The sequence below is a fragment of the Ensifer adhaerens genome, assembly GCF_001270265.1.
Lineage (GTDB): Bacteria > Pseudomonadota > Alphaproteobacteria > Rhizobiales > Rhizobiaceae > Ensifer > Ensifer adhaerens_B.
Map to the genome: position 1 here is coordinate 93,346 of NZ_LGAP01000018.1, position 15,534 is coordinate 108,879.

Genomic DNA, 15,534 nt, shown 5'->3' on the forward strand with positions numbered 1-15,534 from the left:
ATTCCGCTTCGGATCTGGATGAATATGCAGGCTTCCTGCGACCTCAAGAAAGAGGAGTTAGCACTTCATGGTGAGCTGCAACGATCCTGGAAATCGAGAGGGCCGCATAGCTGGGTCATGTACGGCTCCGCCCAATCGAGTCTGACTACAGGATGATGCAGTAGCGTAGTCCGTGCACCCCGTTTTCGCGCGAGCAGTATTCCAGTCGATACAATATGCGACTTTCGAAGCACGAAACGAGAACATCTCCAGTCCCGCGCTGAGAATTGCTGAGCAGACTGAATTGTAGATTACTGACCATCGGCGAAAGCCGATGGTCGCCCTTGCGCGACAAGCAGAAAATCGCAGGGACTATTGTCGGCTGAGCCAGTGTCTCATGATCTCCGCTAAACGTTGCGGCTCTTCCAGGGGGATCATGTGCCCGGTGTTCTCGACTATCTCGAACGCTGAGCCAACTAGCCCTTGGTGAAGCTCAAGGACTTCCATCCGACTTCTAAGCTTATCCTGCTCTCCCGCGATAACGAGGGTCGGAGTTTTGATCGCTCCAAGGCCATCCCGCTCGTCCCTCCTTTCGAGAAGGGACTGTCGCCGAAACGTTTCTCCACCCAGCCGATGCCCCATCTCCTGAATCCGCGCGATTAAATCCGACCGACCTGCGTTGTTCGGATGCAGCGAGGATGCCACTGCCGACGCGCTGAGACTTTTGAACGCAGAAGCATCTTTCTGCATAGCGATGGCGGCTTTCCTCTGGACTTGTATTTCACTATCTCCGCGCGCTGACGTCGCGATCAAAACGAGGGCGGTTACGCGTTCAGGAGCTTGGCGAACTATTTCTCGCGCTACGTATCCGCCCATAGAGAAGCCGACCAACACAAATTTGGGTGAATCTGCCGATAGAGCGCGGTGTGCCATCTCGACTATCGTGCTGTCCTGTGAAAGGTCGGCGTGAAGCAGAGGACCGAATTCAGTTAACGCTGGCTCCACATCTCGCCAGAGATCGGCATCAAGCATGAAACCAGGGACCAGAAGCATCGACATAGTTATCAACCTTGGTTCTTTGTCGCCATAAGGAGCCAAGATCAATTACCGGTGCAAGTGGAAACACTTGATGTCCGCTTGGTGCCTGAAGCCGACCATCAGATCTATGCTCTTGATGGGATACGAACCGGCGTTGGCTAGTTCGTCTTTTGTGCAGGCACGTGATATTGCGATAGACTGCGAAGTATGACCAGCCGGACATCATTTTCAGAGTTTGGAAACACTGGGCCGAAACTGGAGAGCATTTATGGGTTGGAAAACGCCAAAGTTTGAATACGTGAATGGGTATAAGATCGTCGAAGTCGATGGACCTGCCTTCAAAGTTTATGACGGTGACCGTCAGTTAGGTGACCATTTCCCCTACTCCGGCGAGGCTGCTGCTTACGCAAATTCTTTGCCAAAGCGAGATCATCAGCGCAACTAGGCAGGAAGCCTACAATAATCAAAGGCGAAGCAAAATTTGACGAACTCCTGTCTCCACTCAGCGTTGGAATTGCTTGGTTGGTCTGGCTTTTTTTCGGATCAGGTAAAGCCGACCGAAGCAGACCTCGTACCCAAGCGCGTCGCGTCGGTTCACCGGGCACGCATTGAGGCGATGGGCGCCACGGGGTCAGTCAGGCTAGAGCTACCTGCCAATGCCAGTACGGCTGACTTCGCGGTGGGCGATTGGGTGCTTGCCGATCCCCGGTCCGACATGCTTGTCCGCCGGCTTGACCGGAAAACCGTGTTTAAGCGACGTCCGGAGGTCGGACGTGGCCAACAACTTGTTGCTGCCAACATCGACACACTGTTGATCGTGACCTCGTGCAACGCCGATTTCAATATTGACCGGCTAGAACGTTACCTAATCATGGCCAACCAGGCGGGCAGCAAACCCGTAATCGTGTTGACCAAGGCTGACACTGCGGACGACGTTGGCATATTTCAGGCCAAAGCCGAGGCTTTGCAGCGCGACCTACCTGTCGTTGCCCTGAATGGGCACTCTGCCGATGCAAGCTCCTTTTTGAGTTCCTGGTGCGGCGTTGGCCAAACGATCGCCCTGGTGGGATCGTCCGGAGTAGGAAAGTCGACGTTGGTGAACACGCTGACCAGACCTGCATCTGACTCAAAGCAGAAAACCGGGACTATTCGCGAACATGACGCGCAAGGCCGTCACACCACGACCGCGCGCTCGCTGCATGCTATTCCGGGCGGCGGCTGGGTCATAGATACGCCCGGAATAAGAACACTTTACGTCAGCGATATCACCGACGGGATCGACACGCTTTTTTCCGACATAAAGGAACTGGCACCGCTTTGCCGATTTCGCGATTGTACCCATGCGCATGAACCGGGCTGCGTGGTTCAGGCAGCTGTCAAAAGCGGCACTTTGGCCGCCGACCGCATTGAACGCTGGCGAAGTCTTGTTTCTGAAAACCGGGACAGAACACCTGTCATCAGCGGACCACGCGGCAACAAGATCGTTCGCAAAAAGAAATATTGAAGGTCTGACGCCTTGAACAGATAGGAACCCGCTACACCGTCCTATCGTTAATTAAGCGAATGCGTTAATAAACAAAATTGCTGTTTCGTTTATTAACGCGCGATGTCATTTAACTTCAGCACAACACCCGACGCGGGTGCGCGAATAATCAATTGCCCGCCCATAGGACGGTGCCTAAGAGTCGGACTCGAAAAGAACTCAATGGTAGCAATATCTTGCGAGACGTCGGGTGACGAGGCGAATGTGGGCGATCATGATCCACGCCTCGGCTGAAGCGACTGATTTCTCAAAGTCCTTGGCCAGTCTACGGCATCTGCCAAGCCACGCGAAAGTCCGCTCCACGACCCATCGGCGCGGCAGAACCTCAAAGCCCTTTGCCTTGTCGGTGCGCTTGATGATCTCCAGTGTCCAGTGCCCGATTTTCTTCAGCCGCCTCTTCAGCTTGTCGCCAGCATAACCGCCATCGGCAAAAACATGCAGCAACCACGGCCATCTATGGCGGATGGATTTCAAGAGGTCTGGAGCACCGTCCCGGTCTTGAATGTCGGCGCTGTGGACCATGAGACCGACCATCAGCCCCAGCGTATCGACAATGATGTGGCGCTTGCGCCCCTTGATCTTCTTGCCGGCATCATAACCCCGGATACCACCGCTTTCGGTGGTTTTCACGCTCTGACTGTCAACGACGCCTGCCGTTGGGGTGGCCTCTTTGCCCTCCAGTTCGCGCGCTTCCATCACGAGATGATGATTGATCCGCGTCCACAACCCTATCGCCCTCCATTCGTAGAAATAACGCTGAACGGTTGAACAGGGCGGGAAATCCTTCGGCAGCATTCGCCACTGGCAGCCCGTCGAGGCGATGTAAAGCAGAGCGTTCAATACCTCTCGGAAATCTGTGCTCCGAGGACGCCCCAGCCGCCGGGGCGCTGGCAGAAAAGGCTGGACGAGCCCCCATTCTCGATCCGTCATATCACTTGCATAACGGGGTGTGCGCCGGGCATATTGCCGACGGGTGATTTCGGTCCAGGACATCGCGGGCTCCATCGAATCTTTGCAAATCCGAAGGAATCACAACCTATTGAAATCACCCACTTCTTTTTGAGGCAGCCTCTAAGATCCGCCGGCGGCACATGACATTCAAACGATGAGAACTGCAAACGCCGCTGCAAGCGGCTTGCCCACAGTTCCCGAAGGCCAAGATCGACAACCATGACAGTCGCCATCCCCGCCCTGACGCGCCCCAAGACGCATCTTGCCGTGCTGGTAATCCTGGGTCTCACCGACCTCCTCAATGACCTGATGCAATCGCTGATTCCGGCCGCTTATCCGATTTTAAAGGATGCCTATGCGCTGGATTTCGTGCAGATCGGCATGATTACCATGACCTTCCAGATCGCCGGATCGCTGCTGCAACCGCTAATCGGCATGGTGACGGACAAACATCCCGCGCCCTATTCGCCGGTCGTAGGGATGATGTTTTCGCTCTCGGGCCTGGTTAGCCTCGCTCTCGCCGATAGCTATGCGGTGATCCTCGTGTCGGTCGCCCTGATCGGCATCGGATCGTCCATCTTTCACCCGGAAGCGACACGCATGGCGCGCTATGCCGCCGGCGGCCGCCAAGGATTGGCACAAGGTCTGTTTCAGGTCGGCGGCCAGGCGGGGGGCGCACTCGGCCCGGTCTTCGCCGCGCTGATCATCGTTCCCTGGGGACAGCCGAGCCTCGCCTGGTTTGCCGTTCTCGCGTTGATCGCCATGGCGCTTCTGGTGTGGATCGGCAGCAAACAGCGGGAGATCAGCGCCGCATTCGTGGCGTTGCGGGCAGATGGCAAGAAGGCGGGCGGCGGCGGCCATCACGCGCCAGCGACGATCGGGGTGGCCCTGGTGGTCCTAACGCTGCTGATGTTTACCAAGAACGCCTATGGCGAAAGCTTCCGCTCGTTCTACACCTTCTACCTCATGGAAAAATTCGGCCTCTCGATCCCGTCCGCGCAGATGATGTTGTTCATCTTCCTGCTGGCGTCGGCCGCGGGCGCGCTGATCGGTGGCATCGTCGGGGATCGCATCGGGCGCTACCGGATCATCGGGATTTCGGTTCTAGGGCCGCTTCCACTGACGCTAATCCTTCCGTATGCGGACCTATTCTGGACGGGTGTATTGACGGTGATGATCAACCTGATCATGGCGAGCGCTTTCGCATCGATCCTGATCTACGCAATAGAGCTGCTGCCGCGCCGGATCGGACTCATCGGTGGGCTGTTTTACGGTTTGAATTTCGGCCTTGGCGGCATTGCCGCAGCACTTCTCGGAATACTGGCCGACAGCTATGGCATCGAAACGGTCTACTACGTCTGCTCCTTCCTACCGCTTGCGGGGCTCCTTGCGTGGTTTCTTCCGAAGATTGAAGAGGGCCACCCTTGAAGGCGCCAGGCTTCTTGGGAAGGGCCGCACTATGGTCGCTGACCTCGCCACGGACTCAATCTGCTCCGCGTTAGCAGTTCACCAAAGTTGCGACCTGCCGTAAGACGCCCAGCCACGCCAAACAACACCAAGCCCGATCTTCAGATCCACGCCGCGCATGGGTGTAAGCGCGAAGTTGCTGTTTTGGCATATCCTTCGTCCATTCCGGCGCAAACCCGATGGCCAGCGGAAACCAGCGACACCAGCGAGAAGGTGTCGTCGCAGCTATAGGCGATGTTGCCGGTCAGACCATGAGTCTCGCACGCGACCGGCATCCATCACATGCGACCGCTTATTCCCACCTTTGCTCCGACTGGACTTTTCACCGTCGCCTTCGACATTTAACAGCAGTCCGGCATCGATCGACCACCCTTGCGGGCCATCGATCGACAGTCCGGCGGAAAGCGAACCAAAAACACCTTCACCATCGAGCCCGGAATAGCCGACCGTGCCGGCGAGCTTGGGTGTCAGCGTTATGTCGTTTTCAAGGGTGAACTGACGGGCAATCTCCTCTTGCAGTCGATTGGTAGGAAGCATGGCAAAAGCACCGCACAGGTTGTGCTCCGGTGGCTGATCCAGCGCAACATCGTCGCCATCCCGAAGTCCGTGCGCAAGGAGCAGCCGAGAAATTCGCGGTCTTCGACTTCGAGCTGGACCGGGAAGATGTCGCAGCGATCGGCTCGCTTGACCAGAAGGGCAGCAGCTTCTTCGATCATCGCGATCCGGCAATGGTGAAGTGGCTTGGCACGCGCAAGCTATGAATCGAGGATGTCGACTAGTCCAACGTTGAAGGCCCGGGCTAAGGCAAGGAAAGATCGGGACGCTTGCGCTTCCTGCGCGAGCAGGCTAAATACTGAACCATATGGTTCAGTATATTAGTCCTCCCCTCGATCTCTCATTTGCGGCGCTGTCCGATCCGACCCGCCGCGGGATCATCGATCAGCTTGGGCGAGGGGACGCGTCGATCACCAGACTCGCGGATATGTTCCAGATGACACTGACCGGCATGAAGAAGCACATCCAGGTTCTCGAGCGGGCGGGGCTCGTCGTCACGCAGAAGGTCGGACGGGTGAGAACCTGCAAGCTTGGGAAACGCGGCCTCAAGGCGGAGGCCGAGTGGATCGAGGCGCATCGCAAGCTCTTCGAGGCCCGCTTCGACGCATTGGACGAAATCATCAGCGAAATGAAACAGGAGGGAAGCGATGAATCAGGAAGTTAACAGTGCAGGTGGCGCGCAGAACCGCACGTCAGTCGAGCGCAAAGGGGATCGCGAACTCGTCGTAACGCGGACGTTCAATGCGCCCGCGAGCACGGTTTACAGGGCGTGGAGCCAGCCCGAGCTGTTCCAGCGCTGGTGGGTGCCAAAATCGGCATCCGGTGTTTCGCTCGTATCGTGCGATATGGACGTCCGTACCGGCGGCAAATATCGGCTGGAATTCGGCGCCGGCGGTTCGGACACCATGGCCTTCTACGGCAAGTATCTCGAGGTAGTGCCGAACGAGCGCATCGTCTGGACCAACGACGAGGGCGAAGAGGGCGCGGTCACGACCGTAACCTTCGAGGACCAGGGCGGGAAGACGCTGCTGAATTTCCACGAGCTCTATCCGTCCAAGGAGGCGCTTGAGGAAGCACTACAGGGCTCGGCGGCCGCATTGCCGGAACAGCTGGAGCAGCTCGACGAATTGCTTTCCAGCAAGGGCGAGTAGCGCGGGTCGGGAAACTCGCCTCGGGGGAACGTCTGCTCTTGGGAAGTGACTCCGTCGGCCATTCCGGAAGGAGCGAGGGCGCAAAGCCGTCGTTGCGCGTGGACCGTAGTTGGCATCGAATGTCGGACCAGCTACTTCGCCTTGACAGGAACTGAACCCTCGGTGCTTCTAGGGGACTGTCGAGCTCATGAACCAGTGACTTGGCAAATGAGCGTACCAGGCGTCGGCAGCGTCGCTGCCAGAGCCCGTTCGCGCGCGGCTTGACCGGTTAAAAAGGGTCGCGCGCCAAGAGGTTCAGCATTGCGCCGGCGATAAGCCGGGAACCGGGACCAACTATCCCCTGCAAGCCGCTCCATCTGATGGAGAGGTCATACGGGAAGCGACCCAACCATCTACGGCCCCCTCACCTTCTCTATTCGGCGGGTCGAGGTCAAGCATCTTCGAGCTCCTTCTCCGTCATAAAGAAATCCATCGCGGGGTCTTGCTTCTCTCCGGGATCGGCCTTGCGGGCCCTCCCACCATGGGGTCAGAAGAATGAAGTAGAACAATCTGCACCGACGTCCTGATCGCCTACAGCAGTCGATACAAGGTGAGGGCCGAACTTACTTCATCCGTCGTCCCGCGAGGGACTTCTTCTCCGCACGAATGCGGAAACCGTTATCTTGTCTGGATCAATGGCCGGGTCATGCGTGCACGGCGGTTGGCAATCCCTCCCTCGTCCAGCGGAACTCGGTGCCATCGCTCCACATGCGGTGCATGATCACTGCCAGGCGGCGCGCCAATGCGGTAATGGCTTCGACATTTTGAGCCACGAATGCCCCTTGCGACTCCAGGGCCCCTGCAACTGGCGGAGATACGGCGAAGGGGTACGCGAATTCCAGAAGTTAACTAATACAATCCTAGAATGTGGGGAGAATTGGCGCGTTCGGTTTTGCAAAAGCGTCCGGACTCTGACTGGGAGTTCGAGGGGGAACGCCATGGCGTCAGCCAAGCAGGACTTTTAGCACTTTATCGCCTGGCTTCACCAGCCGGAAAGGGAAATCCCGTCGAATGTACGGCGTCTTGCCAATCTAGCGCTCGCGAATTTCGACGCTTTGGCCCAGACCTCACGCCATCGCAGTCAGCGTTCCGCTTATCTGGCCGGGCTCGTTCGTCCCGCGTCGGACGAGGCGCCCATTGCTCAGCTCGCCGCGGCTAACGGGGCTTGGCCATGGAGACGCTTGCGGCATCTGGCGCTTGGGCCGTTCCGTGGTTTTCGCACACCGGAGCCCTTCGATCTCCAGAAGCGTATCATCCTGTTCTATGGCCCGAATGGCACCGGCAAGACCAGTTTTTCTCGGCCGTGGGTGGAGCCTTTTCGTGCTTCGGCTTTCCCACCTCCACGAGTCGATTGGGGTCCAATCAAAGGCGTAGTCAAGGCTTTCTCAAGAAGTCATATTAATAAATTTTTAGGTAGGCAAAATAAAAAAGTGTGGAGTGTAACGTAATATCTGTATAGTTATTAGAATTACCCGCGCGATCTTGGTCAGAATTATCGACTTATATTTTCCAACATTATTCCTTGTATAAAATAATATTTCTTGGCACTCCTATCAATCGAGTGCCAATCGTGCTATGTAAGGATTGCAGTCGCCCTATGCGCCGACCGCAGAAAGAATCTCTATGAAATTCCGTCCACTCCATGACCGCGTCGTCATCCGGCGCGCGGAAGGCGATCTCAAATCCAAGGGCGGGATCATCATTCCCGACATTGCCCAGGAAAAGCCGCAGGAAGGCGAAGTGATCGCCGTTGATCCAGGCACGCGTAATGAAGGCGGCAAGCTGATTCCGCTCGACGTTAAGGCCGGTGATACGATCCTGTTCGGCAAATGGTCCGGCACCGATGTCAAGATCGACGGCGAGGATTTGATCATGAACGAGGCCGACATCATGGGCATCGTCGAAAAGACCGTCGCGGCCAAGAAAGCTGCCTGACGGTCGATTTCCGACCCCGCAATCTCACGACCGAACTGGACGAACATAATGTCTGCCAAGGAAATCAAATTCTCCACTGATGCGCGCGATCGCATGCTGCGCGGTGTCGAGTTGCTCAACAACGCCGTCAAGGTGACGCTGGGTCCCAAGGGCCGCAATGTTGTCATCGACAAGGCCTATGGCGCGCCGCGCATCACCAAGGACGGCGTCGCCGTTGCCAAGGAAATCGAGCTGGCCGACAAGTTCGAGAACATGGGCGCACAGATGGTGCGCGAGGTGGCCTCTAAGACCAACGACCTCGCCGGTGACGGCACCACGACGGCGACTGTGCTCGCTGCCTCCATCCTGCGCGAAGGCGCCAAGCTCGTCGCCGCCGGCATGAACCCCATGGATCTCAAGCGTGGCATCGACCTTGGTGTCGCTGCTGTCGTCAAGGAAATCCAGGCGCGCGCCAAGAAGGTCAAGTCCTCGGGCGAGATTGCGCAAGTCGGCACCATCGCCGCCAATGGCGACGCGACAGTCGGCGAGATGATCGCCAAGGCGATGGACAAGGTCGGCAATGAAGGCGCCATCACCGTCGAGGAAGCCAAGACTGCCGAGACCGAACTCGACGTTGTAGAGGGCATGCAATTCGACCGCGGCTATCTCTCGCCCTATTTCGTCACCAATGCCGAGAAGATGCGCGTGGAGTTGGAGGACCCCTACATCCTCATCCACGAAAAGAAGCTTGGCAATTTGCAAGCGATGCTGCCGATACTCGAGGCGATCGTGCAGAGCGGCAAACCGTTGCTGATCCTCTCCGAGGATGTCGAGGGCGAGGTTCTGGCGACGCTGGTCGTAAACAAGCTGCGCGGTGGCCTGAAGGTCGCTGCCGTCAAGGCGCCGGGCTTCGGCGACCGCCGCAGGGCCATACTGGAAGACATTGCCGTCCTCACGGCCGGCCAGATGATCTCCGAGGATCTCGGCATCAAACTCGAGAACGTTACGCTCGACATGCTCGGCCGCGCCAAGCGCGTGCTGATCGAGAAGGACACCACCACGATCATCGACGGCTCCGGCGATAAAGCGACCATCCAGGCGCGCATCCAGCAGATCAAGGCACAGATCGAGGAGACGACCTCCGACTATGACAAGGAAAAACTGCAGGAACGCCTGGCGAAACTCGCCGGCGGCGTCGCGGTCATCCGCGTCGGCGGCGCGACCGAAATCGAGGTCAAGGAAAAGAAGGACCGCATCGACGATGCGCTAAATGCCACGCGCGCCGCGGCTGAGGAAGGCATTGTTCCTGGCGGTGGTGTTGCCCTGTTGCGCGCCAGGTCGGTCCTGGTCGGACTGACGGGAGCGAATGCGGACGTCACAGCGGGCATCTCGATCGTGCTCAGGGCGCTTGAAGCCCCGATCCGGCAGATCGCCGAGAACGCCGGTGTCGAAGGCTCGATCGTCGTGGGAAAACTCACCGACAGCAGGGATCACAACCAGGGCTTTGACGCGCAGACGGAGACCTATGTCGATATGATCAAAGCCGGCATCGTCGACCCGGCGAAGGTCGTGCGGACCGCTTTGCAGGACGCCGGCTCAATCGCGGCACTTCTGATCACTGCCGAAGCGATGATCGCCGACATTCCCTCAAGAGAATCTGCCCGGCCGGCCGGTAACGGCGGCATGGGTGGGATGGGATACTGAGAACAGTGCCTGGACCGTTTCGGTCAGCACGGCTGGGCGGCGGAGCCCAAACGGCAACCGGCTCGATCGCCCAGCGTTTCGAGAGCTACCAGCCATCCAAGACGTTTCTCGTATGTGCCTGCGTCGCCACGGCGGTCGCCACGATGATCATCGGATTCAGCTGGGGCGGCTGGGTGACGGGCGGCACGTCACGCGGGCGATTTCTCGGGCACGCGTTGCAAGGCATGGGCGGATGTGCTCGCGAAACACGCGATCATTCCGCAGCAGCAGTTCGCCTACACGACCGGCAAGAACGCTTGAGATATCACGCTGGTGATCGATGCCATGGATCTGCTGCATAGTGGTCGTTTTGATGGCTTCTGCCTCGTTTCGTCCGATAGCGATTTCACGCGTTTGGCCGCCCGTATTCGCGAGCAGGGCATCGACGTTTTTGGCTTTGGTGAACAAAAGACTCCGGAGAGCTTCCGGCAGGCCTGCCGCCGATTCATCTACACTGAGAACCTGCTCGCAGGCGCAGGGAAAGACGAACAGGATGCCGCATCAGCCGCAAAGTCCTTGCAACCGGTGAGCGCCGCCGTGCCGTTGATAAAAAAAGTTCTTGCCCAAGAAGAAACCGAGGAAGGGTGGGTAAACCTCGGTACCGTTGGCAAGCAACTGCTCAACTTGGCACCAGACTTTGATCCGCGTACCTTCGGGTTTCGAAAGCTCAGCGACCTCATCCGAAAGACAAACAAGTTCGAGGTCCAGCAGGCGGAGGGTAGACCCGTCAGTATTCGCCTGAAGCAAGGAACCAAGGCCCAGTAGCGATTGCAGGCATACGCCCTCCAACCTAAACTCGCATCAGACGCCAAAATCAGCCGTTGCGGTCGCCGGGTTCAGAGATCAAGCATTCCTGAGAATGCGCATCTCGATTCTTCCGGTAACGCCTGGGAGTGCAAACGGCCGTATCATCTCCGTAGCGGGCTCTGCAGCATGGAGTAGCGATCTCCGACATAATTGGGCTTCAGCCGACGGTATCTTAAGGAGGCGCCGTACCGCGGGGCCTCCCGTCAAAAAAAGCGCTACGGGTGTTTGTTCACAGGTGGAGGCGATCGCCGGCCAGCTTGGGGGTATTGAGAATACGCAGCGCCCGCACTGCATTTTTAGGGCTGAGCCCCTCCATCTTCCAAGGGCCTATTTCTACAGTCTCTCCCGTGAAGACGTGATAGATCGAATAGGTTCCGTCTCCGTCGAAACGGCGACCATACTGATCAAGCTGTCCGGATCTGTTCGGCGCGCCCCCTTCGGATTCCCATGCGCTGATGACGAGCGCGTGTTCTTCGTGTTTGCTTTTCATCTGCAGCCCTCCTTGCGGCGGTCGCCTGTGCCACGACTGGCGAAGCTGCTCAGTTATCGGGCGTCATGCCCCGTTCAATCGGCTGCAGATTATCTTCGTTGCTCACTCGCTCTTGGCCGATTTCATCATTGCGGATGCGATACTGAGGCGAGTTGTCCTTTAAAGGGAGTTTGGCGATGTTGTGATCGTTTCCGCCGCACGGGTTGAAATATTTGCGCGATCTTTAAGGCGCACTGACAGACCGATCGGGAATCGATGGTTACGCGTTGATGTTGCCATTACGGTTAGGGTGACGGCGAGATTGCGGCTTCGTGGCGATCGACGGCTATCAGGCGTTCAAGTTCCTCAGGATCGATTGCTATCAGACGCATTCGGTATTCGTTCGCGGCCGTGGCTGGTAGCGTGATAAAGGTCGCCACACGGCGATAGGCGAGCCACGAGATGCCTTCGATCAACTCCTCGTCCTCATCGACTTGGTAGTCGCCAGGAGCCACTATCTCACCGAGGTCTGGCATCCAGAATGGTTGGTCGAAATGGACTGTTCGATGTTTCGTCCGGGCAAACATGCTGCCCTCCTTTTCTGTGGCATACGTCGGCGAGATTCAGCCAGGATGGGCCGTTTGGCGCCAATCGCAGCGCGAACAGCTACCGTCGCTACAGCCTCATCGGACGAAGCTCGTAACGACGGCCCCGCACTTGAATATGCGGAATCGAGATTGGTGAGTTTGGCGGGCCTACTGCCTCTGATGAAGCAAAAAGCCAAGCTGGCCTCAAAAACCATCATAAATCTGTATGCATTGAATACGGCATTACTATGTTGCTTGATTGGATATTTGAATTATCCGAAAATAATGTCCTGACTTTATAAATATAGTATCACTGATAAATCGAGATTTGTCCTTTTAGGCGCAAGATCACGCACGATCATTAGTTGAAAAGTATTTTCAATGAACATTGGAATTGGTTGTTTACATTAATTCTTTTAAAGCGCACTGTAAAAAATCCGGATTGCCATTGGCTCCTGGTCCGAGCGCGGGCCCGCAACGATCCCGATAATCAACCTGATTAAAGGGAATGAAATCATGACATTCGATCAAGTCCTTGAGCGGACAAAGCCCTATGCGATCGGTCTAGTCGTTGGACTTTTCGCGGCACCGATCATCGGTTTCAATGCTGGATGGATTACCACCACGACTGCCAGCACTCAGGCGGCCGACGAGGCCAGAGTGGCTTCGCTTGCGGGCATCTGTTCAAGTGCGGCAGGGCGAATGGCAACTGCCAGCAGCACGGAGCTCGCAGCACTTAAAGGCTATGACAATCGTGCGAGGCGCGACGAACTCGTAGCAACCATTATGACCGATATCCAAGTTCCAGCGGACATCATCGGCAGAGTCAGCACGAGTTGCAGTCGCTCACTATCCTGAAGCGCAGCGGACGCCGCGCTTTGGGTAGATCAACCAGAACGAAAAATAGGAGATCGCTATGAAAAATCTCATTCCCACCCGCTTCAATACCTACGATTTCACGCGCCTGTTGGTATCGCTTGCCTTCACTCTGGCGATTGCTGTGATTGTCTATTCGGTCCTGTTCGGAAGCATCCTTTAGTCGTCTGATCATGCGTGCATCCGCTCTACGAAGCTGGAAAGCATGGACGGACGTTCGAGGTGCCGCGCCGTTGAATGAAGCTGGTAAGTTATCCCGACACTAGCTCTTTCGAGTAAAATGGACCTGGCATTAGGAAGAGTTGGTCGGGACTTTATTCATGACACAGGCTCAGGCTTTCGCCTTCGCCATTTTGATCGGCCTGATGGTCGCTTTCATATGGGGACGGCTCCGCTACGACCTCATTGCGGTTCTCGCGCTGCTTGCTGCAGTTTTCACCGGCATCGTGCCGCACAAGGCAGCGTTTTCCGGCTTCGGGGACGACATTGTCATCATTGTAGCCAGCGCGCTTGTCGTCAGCGCCGCGATTGAGCGCAGCGGTGTCATAGAGGCATTCCTCCATCGCGTGGCGCCCAGCGTGACCTCTGTGCAGGGTCAGGTTGTTATTCTCGTGACGACTGTCTCGGTTCTCTCCATCTTCATTAAGAACATCGGCGCGCTGGCGATGATGATCCCAGTCGCATTCCAGATGGCGCGCCGGTCGAAAGCTTCCCCTTCGTCTTTTCTCATGCCGATGGCGTTCGGTTCCTTGCTTGGCGGGCTCATGACCCTCGTCGGCACATCGCCGAACATCGTCGTCTCCCGGATGCGCGAGGAACTGACGGGCCGCCCTTTCAACATGTTCGATTTCACCCCCGTCGGAATAGGGCTTGCCGCAGCGGGAGTAGTCTTTCTGGCGATTGGCTACCGGCTGCTTCCCAAGGAGCGCAACGCGGTCGCGACAATGGAGAAGGCGCTGAACATCAAGGACTACATGACAGAGGCCCGCGTTACTGCGACTTCGTCCGTCATCGGCAAGTCGATCAGTCACCTGTCGATCTTGTTGGACGAGGAGGTCCTGGTCACTGGCCTCATTCGCAATCGGGTCGAACCGCTGTGGCCACTGCCGGACGTCGTACTCCGTCAAGGGGATATCGTTCTGTTGGAAGGAGACCCTCAGGCGCTCGAGCGAGGCATCAGTCGTGCGCGTCTGGAACTGGAGGGGCACGACCGCCCGACGGAAGCAAAGGGAACCGACGAGGAGATTGCAGGAATTGAGGCGGTGATCGGCCCGAAATCAGTCTTGATCGGGCAAACCGCCAAGCGTTTGGCGCTGCATGATCGCTTCAACATCAATCTGCTCGCAGTAAGCCGAAGCAGCGAGCGCTTCACTGATCGATTGCGCGACATCGCGTTAAGACCAGGCGACGTTCTCGTTTTGAAGGGCGATCTCGTGCTTCTCCCGACCAGGTTGATGGAACTCGGTCTTCTTCCGTTGGCCGGGCGCGAAATCCGCTTGGGGAACACCCGAAAAGGCCTGATTCCGGTGGTCGTCCTGGCTGGTGCCATGGTGCTAACGGCATTCGGCCTGCTGCCCGTCGCCACGGCCTTCTTTACGGCTGCTGTGCTGACGGTAATGCTCGGTTCACTTTCGCTTCGGGAAGCTTACGAGGCTGTCGATTGGCCCATCCTGATAATGCTGGGCGCTCTCATTCCGGTCAGCGAGTCGATCCGTGCGACCGGTGGTGCCGACCTTATCGCCGGCGGCCTCGCTCAACTTGCTACCATCTTGCCCCCCTATGGGGCCCTTGCGATGATCATGGTGGTCGCAATGGCAGCAACCCCGTTTCTGAACAACGCAGCCACCGTTCTTGTAGTCGCCCCGATCGCGGTTACCCTTGCTCAGCGCCTTGGCTACAATCCGGATGCTTTTCTGATGGCAGTCGCGGTGGGGGCGGCCTGCGATTTCCTGACGCCTGTTGGACATCAGTGCAACACTTTGGTGTTGGGTCCCGGCGGTTATCGCTTTGGCGACTATTGGAAATTGGGGCTGCCGCTCTCATTCATTGTGGTCTTAATGGGCGTGCCGCTGATCCTGTGGTTTTGGCCAACAGTTTAGCGCGTAAGCGTCGTTTCAATTCCGATTTCAGGTTCACCGTGGCGTCAGCCTAAAGTCTGCCCGTCGGGACCAGAATGAGCAGATCGATCGCCACGACGCCGAGGCGCCAACGCCGCCGTGTCCGTAACTGTAGCCATAGCCTCCGAATCGACCACTAAACACCCAATAGGCCAAGGCCGGCCCGACAACCACAGCCCCGCTCAAGCCGCCTGGCAAAAGCACCCCCAAACACCCAATAAAAACCCGCCGAAAAATCGACGGGTTTGTCAGCAGTCTGATCCCGCCGACGGTGGGGTGTTGACTATGCCAGACCGGA

At 57.3% G+C, this 15,534-nt stretch carries 16 protein-coding genes and 5 pseudogenes; 13 read left to right on the plus strand and 8 right to left on the minus strand.

Annotated features, from left to right (window positions below; genetic code table 11):
* Positions 1-351 precede the first annotated feature (351 nt).
* Positions 352-1,038: an alpha/beta fold hydrolase gene (locus tag AC244_RS22690; RefSeq protein ID WP_053251088.1), complete on the minus strand. Its 687-nt coding sequence runs from the start codon at positions 1,036-1,038 to the stop codon at positions 352-354.
* A 247-nt stretch (positions 1,039-1,285) separates the two neighbouring features.
* Here AC244_RS22690 and AC244_RS37640 point away from each other — a divergent pair, with 247 nt between their 5' ends.
* Together AC244_RS37640 and rsgA are read left to right on the plus strand one after the other, a co-directional pair.
* Positions 1,286-1,462: a hypothetical protein gene (locus tag AC244_RS37640; RefSeq protein ID WP_202596106.1), complete on the plus strand. Its 177-nt coding sequence runs from the start codon at positions 1,286-1,288 to the stop codon at positions 1,460-1,462.
* A 36-nt stretch (positions 1,463-1,498) separates the two neighbouring features.
* The gene (gene rsgA, locus AC244_RS22695) at positions 1,499-2,521 is read left to right on the plus strand and encodes a ribosome small subunit-dependent GTPase A (RefSeq protein ID WP_053251089.1); all 1,023 of its coding nucleotides are present in this window, start codon (positions 1,499-1,501) and stop codon (positions 2,519-2,521) included.
* 198 nt (positions 2,522-2,719) lie between these two features.
* Here the strand turns inward: rsgA and AC244_RS22700 are convergent, their stop codons facing one another.
* The gene (locus AC244_RS22700) at positions 2,720-3,553 is read right to left on the minus strand and encodes an IS5 family transposase (RefSeq protein ID WP_053251123.1); all 834 of its coding nucleotides are present in this window, start codon (positions 3,551-3,553) and stop codon (positions 2,720-2,722) included.
* 177 nt (positions 3,554-3,730) lie between these two features.
* Between AC244_RS22700 and AC244_RS22705 the strand changes: the two genes are divergently transcribed.
* Positions 3,731-4,939, plus strand: a complete 1,209-nt coding sequence (locus AC244_RS22705; RefSeq protein ID WP_152976061.1) for an MFS transporter — start codon at positions 3,731-3,733, stop codon at positions 4,937-4,939.
* A gap of 117 nt (positions 4,940-5,056) precedes the next feature.
* On the opposite strand, the pseudogene AC244_RS38230 reads toward AC244_RS22705, so the two are convergent.
* Both AC244_RS38230 and AC244_RS38895 read right to left on the minus strand, forming a co-directional pair.
* Positions 5,057-5,238, minus strand: a pseudogene (locus AC244_RS38230) (LysR family transcriptional regulator); the annotation flags it as partial.
* Positions 5,204-5,515 (minus strand): hypothetical protein, encoded by a 312-nt coding sequence (locus AC244_RS38895; protein ID WP_053251090.1) that lies wholly within the window; start codon positions 5,513-5,515, stop codon positions 5,204-5,206. The pseudogene AC244_RS38230 and the gene AC244_RS38895, both read right to left, overlap by 35 nt.
* On the opposite strand from AC244_RS38895, the pseudogene AC244_RS38900 reads away from it, so the two are divergent.
* From AC244_RS38900 to AC244_RS22725, 4 genes and pseudogenes are all read left to right on the plus strand, one after another.
* Positions 5,492-5,539 (plus strand): annotated as a pseudogene (locus tag AC244_RS38900) (hypothetical protein); the annotation flags it as partial. The gene AC244_RS38895 and the pseudogene AC244_RS38900 overlap by 24 nt on opposite strands.
* A gap of 5 nt (positions 5,540-5,544) precedes the next feature.
* On the plus strand, positions 5,545-5,739 hold the full coding sequence (locus AC244_RS22715; protein ID WP_053251091.1) for a hypothetical protein: 195 nt from the start codon (positions 5,545-5,547) through the stop codon (positions 5,737-5,739).
* 101 nt (positions 5,740-5,840) lie between these two features.
* The gene (locus tag AC244_RS22720) at positions 5,841-6,197 is read left to right on the plus strand and encodes an ArsR/SmtB family transcription factor (RefSeq protein WP_053251092.1); all 357 of its coding nucleotides are present in this window, start codon (positions 5,841-5,843) and stop codon (positions 6,195-6,197) included.
* Complete coding sequence (locus AC244_RS22725; RefSeq protein WP_053251093.1) at positions 6,181-6,684, plus strand: SRPBCC family protein; 504 nt, start codon at positions 6,181-6,183, stop codon at positions 6,682-6,684. Before AC244_RS22720 ends, AC244_RS22725 begins: the two co-directional genes overlap by 17 nt.
* Positions 6,685-7,367: 683 nt before the next feature.
* Here AC244_RS22725 and AC244_RS38240 read toward each other — a convergent pair.
* Positions 7,368-7,478, minus strand: a pseudogene (locus AC244_RS38240) (IS110 family transposase); the annotation flags it as partial.
* Positions 7,479-8,346: 868 nt separating this feature from the next.
* On the opposite strand from AC244_RS38240, the gene AC244_RS22730 reads away from it, so the two are divergent.
* The 3 genes and pseudogenes from AC244_RS22730 to AC244_RS22740 form a co-directional block, all read left to right on the plus strand.
* Complete coding sequence (locus AC244_RS22730) at positions 8,347-8,658, plus strand: co-chaperone GroES (RefSeq protein ID WP_053251094.1); 312 nt, start codon at positions 8,347-8,349, stop codon at positions 8,656-8,658.
* A gap of 48 nt (positions 8,659-8,706) precedes the next feature.
* Positions 8,707-10,341: a chaperonin GroEL gene (gene groL / locus AC244_RS22735; RefSeq protein WP_053251095.1), complete on the plus strand. Its 1,635-nt coding sequence runs from the start codon at positions 8,707-8,709 to the stop codon at positions 10,339-10,341.
* Between the two features lie 195 nt (positions 10,342-10,536).
* Positions 10,537-11,145, plus strand: a pseudogene (locus tag AC244_RS22740) (NYN domain-containing protein); the annotation flags it as partial.
* A 271-nt stretch (positions 11,146-11,416) separates the two neighbouring features.
* On the opposite strand, the gene AC244_RS22745 reads toward AC244_RS22740, so the two are convergent.
* The 3 genes and pseudogenes from AC244_RS22745 to AC244_RS22750 all read right to left on the minus strand — a co-directional run bounded on the left by AC244_RS22745 (position 11,417) and on the right by AC244_RS22750 (position 12,243).
* Positions 11,417-11,677 carry a hypothetical protein gene (locus AC244_RS22745; protein WP_053251096.1) on the minus strand — a complete coding sequence of 87 codons (261 nt, stop codon included), beginning with the start codon at positions 11,675-11,677 and terminating at the stop codon, positions 11,417-11,419.
* 49 nt (positions 11,678-11,726) lie between these two features.
* Positions 11,727-11,956: pseudogene (locus AC244_RS38245) on the minus strand (hypothetical protein).
* 5 nt (positions 11,957-11,961) lie between these two features.
* On the minus strand, positions 11,962-12,243 hold the full coding sequence (locus AC244_RS22750) for a hypothetical protein (protein ID WP_053251097.1): 282 nt from the start codon (positions 12,241-12,243) through the stop codon (positions 11,962-11,964).
* A 516-nt stretch (positions 12,244-12,759) separates the two neighbouring features.
* Here AC244_RS22750 and AC244_RS22755 point away from each other — a divergent pair.
* From AC244_RS22755 to AC244_RS22760, 3 genes are all read left to right on the plus strand, one after another.
* On the plus strand, positions 12,760-13,101 hold the full coding sequence (locus tag AC244_RS22755; RefSeq protein ID WP_053251098.1) for a hypothetical protein: 342 nt from the start codon (positions 12,760-12,762) through the stop codon (positions 13,099-13,101).
* Positions 13,102-13,159: 58 nt separating this feature from the next.
* Positions 13,160-13,282 carry a hypothetical protein gene (locus tag AC244_RS38625; protein ID WP_268750773.1) on the plus strand — a complete coding sequence of 41 codons (123 nt, stop codon included), beginning with the start codon at positions 13,160-13,162 and terminating at the stop codon, positions 13,280-13,282.
* Between the two features lie 157 nt (positions 13,283-13,439).
* Positions 13,440-15,218: an SLC13 family permease gene (locus AC244_RS22760; RefSeq protein ID WP_053251099.1), complete on the plus strand. Its 1,779-nt coding sequence runs from the start codon at positions 13,440-13,442 to the stop codon at positions 15,216-15,218.
* The last annotated feature ends 316 nt before the right edge of the window (positions 15,219-15,534 follow it).